The following is a 7,403-nucleotide window of genomic DNA, read 5'->3' on the forward strand; positions in this document are numbered from 1 at the left end:
CGATGGAAATACGGCTCTCTGCGTGGGCGGGGCGCGCCGCGCCGGCCCTTCAGGCGGAAGCGGGCCGGGCCCTGAGGCGGGCGCGGACCGCCTTCAGCCCCGCCAGCACCGGCCGCTCCACCGCGACGAGGAACACCCCCGCCAGCGCCAGCGCGGCGAGGAAGGTCGCCACGAACAGCCCCGCCAGCGCCAGCGGGTCGAGCGGGCCGAAGCGGGCATAGAGGGCGCAGGCGGGCGCGACGATGAGCGGCACATGGACGAGGTAGAGCGGAAAGGAGAGTTCGCCGAGGCGCTGCAAGGGCGCGGTCTCGAACAGGCGGCGCGCCGCGGGAGTGATCAGCAGGGCGACCAGCACCAGCACCGCGCCGACCTGCCGGACGCCGTCCCGCCCGAGCCAGGATTGCAGGTAGGAGACGACACCGCCATCGGCCGCATGGCCGGGATAGGTGGCGCCGAGGACGAGGCCGAACAGGCCAAGGACGCAGCCCGCGCGCGCGTGGTCGCGCAGAATGTGCCGGCCCTCGAACACCAGCGCCCCGCCGCAGAAGGCGGCGAGCGAGAACTGTCCCAGCGCACCGAGGGCGAGCCCGGCAAACGCCATGGCGAGCGGGCGCGCCCGGCCGGGCAGCACCGCATAGGAGCCGTAGATCAGGATGGAGCCGAAGAACTCCGCCTGCATGGTCCAGAGCGGGTTGTTGAAGCGCGTGGTGCCGTCGAGGAAAGCGCCGATTCCGCCCTCCCACAGCGCCTGGGTGAAGGGCGGGAAGGGCGGCTGGTAGGTCCAGCGGAACCAGGGGCTGCCGGTGAGCGCCTGCACCTCGCGCGCGGCGTCGGGAAAGCTCATGAGCCACGCCCAGGCCAGGGCCGAGGAGACCAGCGCGGGGAGGGCGAGCCTGAGATAGCGCAGCCCGATCATCGCCGGCGCCTCGCGGGCGCCGCGCGGCGCCGAGGCGGCGAGCACGAAGCCCGACAGCACGAAGAAGATGGCGACCGCGAAATGCCCGTTCCACAGCACCGCGATCGGTGTGTCCCAGAGGCCGAAGCCGCTGCGGTTCCAGTCGGTGAAAGGCGCGGGCACGAAGGCATAGAAGAAATGGAAGGCCACGACCGAACAGGCCGCCAGCCCGCGCAGCCCGTCGAGGCACCGCACCCGCCCGGAAGGCGGGGAGGCGGGTGCGATCTCGGCAGTGCGCAGCGGCATCGGGGCCCGCCCTGTGGCGTCGGGAGGTGGCGTCAAGATACCGACAGGTGTCGCCGCCGCCGCGCCCCGCGTCAACCCGTCAGTCGTCGTCCGCCGGCCGGTCCCTGGTGTGCTGCGCGGCGCCCTCCTGCGGCGCCAGCCAGTGCTCGCGGCGGAGGGTCCACAGTTCATAGGAAGGCACCAGCGCGCTGGGCGGGGTGTCCAGCGAGCCGAGCTTGACCTCGATCTCGTCCGAGCCTTCCGCCCAGCAGAACAATTGCGCGCCGCAGCGCGGGCAGAACCGCTCGCCGCCGGCCCGCGCCGGCCAGCAGGCGAGTTCGCCGGACATCGTCACGCCGGCGCGCGGCCAGATGCCGAAGAAGGAGAAGGCCGAGCCGGACTGCTTGCGGCAGGTCGCGCAATGGCAGAGGCCGACGCGCCGCGGCTCGCCCTCGATCTGGTAGCGGACCTGTCCGCAATTGCAGCCGCCGGAAAGCTTCATCGGGAGTCTCGCGGGTGCAGTGTCCGGGTATCCAGCACCGCAGGTCGATGGCGCCGGCGCCATGAGAAAGGCCCGCCGGAGCGGGCCTTCTGGAGTCAATCGCGGGCCGGCAACCGGCGCCTCAGTCCGCCTTCGGCGCCACCGGGGCGGAGCGCAGGACGGCGTCGTCCGCCTTCAGGGCGGCGGCGCGCGGGCGCAGGGAATCGCCCGCCTCTTCCGGGCGCGGCGTGCGGTGGGCCATCGCCTTGTCGATGGTGACGAGGCGCAGCACATTGGTGGTGCCGGGGGTGGCGAAGGGCACGCCGGCGGTGATGGCGATCAGGTCGCCCTCGGTGGCGAAGCCGTGCTCCACCGTCACCTGCGTCGCCTTGGCCGCCATCTCGCCGAAGGTGTGGATCTCCTCCGGCGCGTGCACGACGTGGACGCCATAGGACATGACAAGGCGGCGCGCGGTGGAGAGCTGGCTGGCGATGCCGATGATCGGGATGCGCGGGCGCTCCCGCGCGGCGTGAAGCGTCGTGGTGCCGGAGAGGGTGTAGGTGACGATGGCCGCCGCATTGGTCGACAGCGCCGCGTGGTAGGCGGCCTGGGTCACCGCGTCGGCCACCGAATGGCCTTCCTCGGGACGCTGCGATTCGATGATCGCGCGGTAGCCCGGGTCGCGTTCCACCTGCTTGATGATCTGGTCCATCATCGCCACGGCCTCGACCGGGTACTGGCCGGCCGCGCTCTCGGCCGAGAGCATCACCGCGTCGGCGCCGTCATAGACGGCGGTGGCGACGTCGGAGACTTCGGCGCGGGTCGGCACCGGGGCGCTGATCATCGATTCCAGCATCTGCGTCGCCACGATCACCGGCTTGCCGAGGCGGCGGGATTCGCGGATGACGCGCTTCTGCAGCGCCGGGATTTCCGGCAGCGACAGCTCCACGCCGAGATCGCCGCGCGCCACCATGATGCTGTCGGACAATTCGGTGAGGCGGGTGAGGTGCTCGACCGCGAGCGGCTTCTCCAGCTTCAGGTTGATCTGGGCGCGGCCCTGGATCAGTTCCTTGGCCTCCAGCACGTCCTCGGGGCGCTGCACGAAGGAGAGCGCGATCCACTCGACGCCGAGGTCGAGGGCGAAGAACAGGTCGGCGCGGTCCTTGTCGGTGAGCGCCGAGACCGGCAGCAGCACGTCGGGAACGTTGAAGCCCTTGTTGTTGGACAGCTTGTTGCCGGCCACCACTTCGGCGTCGATATAGCCGGCGCCCTTCTTCACCACCCGCACGCGCACCTTGCCGTCGTCGAGCAGCACGGTGGAGCCCTCGTTGAGGGCCTCAAGGATTTCCGGGTGCGGGATCGACACGCGCGTCTCGTTGCCGGGCGTCGGGTCGGTGTCGAAGCGGATGGTCGAGCCGGCAGTCAGGTTGATGAAGCCGTTCTCGAAGCGGCCGAGGCGCAGCTTCGGGCCCTGAAGGTCCGCGAGCACGCCGATCGGTCGCCGGACTTCCTTTTCGAGCGCCCGCACGGAGGCGAGCACGCGGCCGTGGTTCTCCTGGGTGCCATGGCTGAAATTCAGCCGGAACACGTCGACCCCGGCCTCGTACAGCGCCTTGATCATCTCCGGACTTGAAGACGCCGGACCCAGCGTCGCCACGATTTTGGTCGCGCGTCCACGCCTGCTAACCATGATTTCCTCCGTCGGTGGGCTCGCCGATGCGCAGCACCGGCGCGTCCTCATATGAAGCAAAAGTCCAGTTCTGTCTCTCGGATGTTATCTTGCACCGCAGCGTGTCCCTTTCGCGACGCCGAGGGCCCCGGCGATCAAAACAACGTGCCGTAACGGCAGGAACCTTGACCGCCGGCCCGTCGCGGCCGGCCGGCCGGAAACGTCTTGCTGGCATTCGGAATTCTGTATACCAATTGCGATGTCACGTGTGCGGCATCGCCCGGACGCCGGTATCCCGCGAGGGAACCGGCATGGCTGATGCATCGTCGCCCTGCCGGTTCCGGCGGCGGCAGGCAGGCGGGGCGCCCCGTTTGGTCCGCAGCAGGATGCAGGTTTCGAGTTTTCAACATTCGCAGACCGCAACCACGGGTGACGCTACGCCATGATGCGCACGATCAAGAAGCTTCTCGTTGCAAACCGTTCCGAAATCGCGATCCGCGTCTTTCGTGCCGCGACCGAGCTCGGCATCACCACGGTCGCTATCTATGCCGAGGAGGACAAGCTCTCGCTCCACCGCTTCAAGGCGGACGAGGCCTATCTCATCGGGCGCGGCCCGTTTCTGGCCAAGCCGCTGGGCCCCATCGACGCCTATCTCTCCATCGACGAGGTGATCCGCGTCGCCAAGGAGGCGAAGGTCGACGCCATCCATCCCGGCTATGGCTTCCTCTCCGAAAGCCCGGAATTCGCCGAGGCGTGCGCAGAGGCCGGCATCATCTTCATCGGCCCGACGCCGCAGACCATGCGCACCCTCGGCAACAAGGTGGCGGCGCGCAACCTCGCCATTTCCGTCGGCGTGCCGGTCATGCCGGCCAGCGAGCCGCTGCCGGACGATCCGCAGGCGGTGCTGGCGGCGGCCCGCGCGGTCGGCTACCCGGTCATGCTCAAGGCGAGCTGGGGCGGCGGCGGGCGCGGCATGCGCCCCATCGAGAGCGAGGACAAGCTGCTCGACGCCGTGATGACCGCCAAGCGCGAGGCCAAGGCGGCCTTCGGCAAGGATGAGGTCTATCTCGAAAAGCTGGTGCGCCGCGCCAGGCATGTCGAGGTGCAGATCCTCGGCGACACCCATGGCAATCTCGTTCACCTGTTCGAGCGCGACTGCTCGATCCAGCGCCGCAACCAGAAGGTCATCGAGCGCGCGCCCGCGCCCTATGTCGACGAGGTGACCCGCAAGGGGCTGACCGACGCGGCGCTGGCCATCGGCCGGGCCACCGCCTATGTCGGCGCCGGCACGGTCGAGTTCCTGATGGATTCGGACACCGGCGCCTTCTATTTCATCGAGGTCAACCCGCGCATCCAGGTCGAGCACACGGTGACCGAGGTCGTCACCGGCCTCGACCTCATCAAGGCGCAGATCCGCATTCTCGAAGGCGGCCATATCGGCAATGTCGGCGAGACCGGCATTCCGCCGCAGGACGAAATCCGTCTCAACGGCCACGCCCTGCAGTGCCGCATCACCACCGAGGACCCCGAGAACAACTTCATCCCGGACTATGGCCGCATCACCGCCTATCGCGGTGCGATGGGCTTCGGCATCCGCGTCGATGGCGGCACCGCCTATTCCGGCGCCGTGGTGACCCGCTTCTACGACCCGATGCTGGAGAAGGTCACCGCCTGGGCGCCCTCCAGCGAAGAGGTCATCGCCCGCATGCACCGGGCGCTGCGCGAATACCGCATCCGCGGCGTGGCGACCAATCTGCCCTTCCTCGAAAACGTGCTGACGCACGACGATTTCACCGCCTGCCGCTACACCACGCGCTTTATCGACACCACGCCGGAACTGTTCGATTTCGGCGGAAGGCGGGACCGCGCCACCAAGCTGCTGGCCTGGATCGCCGATGTGACGGTGAACGGCCATCCGGAGGTGAAGGGCCGCGCCCGCCCCTCCGCCAACGCCCGCACGCCGGAGCCGCCGGCCTTCCTCAACGCGCCGGCGCCCGGCACAAGGCAGCTTCTCGACCAGCTCGGTCCCAAGGGCTTCGCCGACTGGATGCTGGCGCAGGAGCGGGTGCTCGTCACCGACACCACGATGCGCGACGCGCACCAGTCGCTGCTCGCCACCCGCATGCGCGCCCACGACATCGCCCGCGTCGCCGATTCCTACGCGCGCGGCCTGCCGGGGCTGCTCTCGCTGGAATGCTGGGGCGGGGCGGCGTTCGACGTCTCCATGCGCTTCCTCTCGGAGGACCCGTGGGAGGGGCTGGCGAAGATCCGCGAACAGGTGCCCAACATCCTCACCCAGACCCTGGTGCGCGGCGCCAACGGGGTCGGCTACGCCAATTATCCCGACAATGTCGTGCGCTTCTTCATCCGTCAGGCGGCTGAGGCCGGCATGGACATCTTCCGCGTCTTCGACTGCCTCAACTGGATCGAGAACATGCGCGTCTCGATCGACGAGGCGCTGAAGACGGGTAAGCTGGTCGAGGGCGCCATCTGCTATGCCGGCGACCTGCTCGACCCCAACCGGTCGAAATACGACCTGAAATACTACGTCTCGATGGCGAAGGAGCTGGAGAAGACCGGCATCCATGTCCTCGGGCTCAAGGACATGGGCGGCCTGGTCAAGCCCGCAGCCGCCAGGGTGTTGTTCAAGGCGCTGAAGGAGGAGATCGGCCTGCCCGTCCACTTCCACACCCATGACACCTCGGGCGTCGCCGGCGCCTCGGTGCTGGCGGCGGTGGAGGCGGGGGTCGACGCCGTCGACCTCGCCATGGACGCGATGAGCGGCATGACCTCGCAGCCGTGCCTCGGCTCGATCGTCGAGGCGCTGCGCGGCTCGGCGCGCGACACCGGGCTCGACCCGGAGGCGATCCGCCGCATCTCCTTCTACTGGGAGGGCGTGCGCGCCCAGTACGCCGCCTTCGAGAGCGACCTCAAGGGCCCGGCCTCGGAAGTCTATCTGCACGAGATGCCGGGCGGGCAGTTCACCAACCTGAAGGAGCAGGCGCGCTCGATGGGGCTGGAGAGCCGCTGGCACGAGGTGGCGCGCGCCTATCGCGACGCCAACGACCTGTTCGGCGACATCATCAAGGTCACGCCCTCGTCCAAGGTGGTGGGCGACCTCGCCTTGATGATGGTGAGCCAGGGCCTGTCCGCCGCCGACGTGCTGGACCCCGCGCGCGACGTCGCCTTCCCGGCCTCGGCGGTGGCGATGCTGCATGGCGAATACGGCCAGCCCCTCGGCGGCTGGCCGCCGGCGCTGCAGAACAAGGCGCTGAAGGGCGAACAGCCGATCACCGTGCGCTATGGCTCGCTGCTGGAGGATGCCGATCTGGAGGCGGAGCGCGCCGACGTGTCGGCCCTGCTCGGCCGCACCGCCAGCGACCGCGAACTCGCCTCCTACCTCATGTACCCGAAGGTGTTTTCCGACTTCGCCCCCGTGGTGGCAAAATTCGGCCCGGTCTCGGCGCTGCCGACCCCGGTGTTCTTCTACGGCATGAAGCCGGGCGACGAGACCACGATCGAGATCGAACGCGGCAAGACGCTGATGGTGCGCCTCACCGCGCTCGGCGAAACGCGGGATGACGGGCAGGTCGAGGTGTTCTTCGAGCTCAACGGCCAGCCGCGCATGATCCTGGCGACCGACCGCGCCGCGGTGCCGAAGGTCGCCGGGCGGCGCAAGGCGGAGGAGGGCAACGCGCTCCACGTCGCCGCGCCGATGCCCGGCACCATCTCCTCGCTCGCGGTGCTGGGCGGCCAGGCGGTCGCGGCGGGCGACGTGCTCATGACCATCGAGGCGATGAAGATGGAGACGGCGATCCATGCACCGTGCGGGGGCACGGTGCAGGAGATCCTGGTGTCGCCGGGGACGGCGATCGACGCCAAGGATCTGCTTGTCATTCTCGAAGGGTGAACGAAACGGACAACGACCTTCTCGACAGGAAGGCGATACTGGGAGGTAGGCAATGCGAGTGGCGATACTGAGGGAAGAGGCGGGCCTCGAACCCCGCGTGGCGGCCAGCGCCGACACGGTCAAGCGCTATGTCGGCTTGGGGGCGGCGGTATTTGTCGCGTCG

The 7,403-nt window shown here is 69.1% G+C and carries 4 protein-coding genes; 1 reads left to right on the forward strand and 3 read right to left on the reverse strand.

Annotated features, from left to right (window positions below):
• Positions 1-49 precede the first annotated feature (49 nt).
• The 3 genes from KHC23_RS23490 to pyk form a co-directional block, all read right to left on the reverse strand.
• The gene (locus tag KHC23_RS23490; protein WP_213376134.1) at positions 50-1,201 is read right to left on the reverse strand and encodes an acyltransferase family protein; all 1,152 of its coding nucleotides are present in this window, start codon (positions 1,199-1,201) and stop codon (positions 50-52) included.
• Between the two features lie 79 nt (positions 1,202-1,280).
• Positions 1,281-1,682 carry a GFA family protein gene (locus KHC23_RS23495; protein WP_213376135.1) on the reverse strand — a complete coding sequence of 134 codons (402 nt, stop codon included), beginning with the start codon at positions 1,680-1,682 and terminating at the stop codon, positions 1,281-1,283.
• Between the two features lie 121 nt (positions 1,683-1,803).
• Positions 1,804-3,351, reverse strand: a complete 1,548-nt coding sequence (gene pyk / locus KHC23_RS23500; protein ID WP_213376136.1) for a pyruvate kinase — start codon at positions 3,349-3,351, stop codon at positions 1,804-1,806.
• A gap of 421 nt (positions 3,352-3,772) precedes the next feature.
• On the opposite strand from pyk, the gene pyc reads away from it, so the two are divergent.
• Positions 3,773-7,240, forward strand: a complete 3,468-nt coding sequence (gene pyc / locus KHC23_RS23505; protein WP_213376137.1) for a pyruvate carboxylase — start codon at positions 3,773-3,775, stop codon at positions 7,238-7,240.
• Positions 7,241-7,403: the final 163 nt, after the last annotated feature.

It is taken from the genome of Ancylobacter dichloromethanicus (assembly GCF_018390645.1).
GTDB lineage: Bacteria > Pseudomonadota > Alphaproteobacteria > Rhizobiales > Xanthobacteraceae > Ancylobacter > Ancylobacter dichloromethanicus.